This window comes from Vibrio sp. CyArs1 (genome assembly GCF_022432925.1).
Lineage (GTDB): Bacteria > Pseudomonadota > Gammaproteobacteria > Enterobacterales > Vibrionaceae > Vibrio > Vibrio mediterranei.
In genome coordinates, this window is sequence record NZ_JAKRBO010000029.1 from 1 (window position 1) to 854 (window position 854).

The 854-nt window shown below is 50.5% G+C and carries 1 rRNA gene; it reads left to right on the forward strand.

Features of this window, described 5'->3' with window-relative positions:
* Positions 1-854 (forward strand): 23S ribosomal RNA (locus MMA19_RS26430); the annotation flags it as partial.

An 854-nucleotide genomic window follows, 5' to 3' on the forward strand; every position in this document is an offset into this window, starting at 1 on the left:
ATCAGTGAAATCGAGTAGGGCGGGACACGTGATATCCTGTCTGAATATGGGGGGACCATCCTCCAAGGCTAAATACTACTGACTGACCGATAGTGAACCAGTACCGTGAGGGAAAGGCGAAAAGAACCCCTGTGAGGGGAGTGAAATAGAACCTGAAACCGTGTACGTACAAGCAGTAGGAGCACCTTCGTGGTGTGACTGCGTACCTTTTGTATAATGGGTCAGCGACTTATATTCAGTGGCAAGGTTAACCGTTTAGGGGAGCCGTAGGGAAACCGAGTCTTAACTGGGCGTTCAGTCTCTGGATATAGACCCGAAACCAGGTGATCTAGCCATGGGCAGGTTGAAGGTTGAGTAACATCAACTGGAGGACCGAACCGACTAATGTTGAAAAATTAGCGGATGACTTGTGGCTAGGGGTGAAAGGCCAATCAAACCTGGAGATAGCTGGTTCTCCCCGAAATCTATTTAGGTAGAGCCTCGGACGAATACTACTGGGGGTAGAGCACTGTTAAGGCTAGGGGGTCATCCCGACTTACCAACCCTTTGCAAACTCCGAATACCAGTAAGTACTATCCGGGAGACACACGGCGGGTGCTAACGTCCGTCGTGGAGAGGGAAACAACCCAGACCGCCAGCTAAGGTCCCAAAGTATAGCTAAGTGGGAAACGATGTGGGAAGGCTTAGACAGCTAGGATGTTGGCTTAGAAGCAGCCATCATTTAAAGAAAGCGTAATAGCTCACTAGTCGAGTCGGCCTGCGCGGAAGATGTAACGGGGCTAAGCTATACACCGAAGCTGCGGCAATGTGTTTACACATTGGGTAGGGGAGCGTTCTGTAAGCCGTTGAAGGTG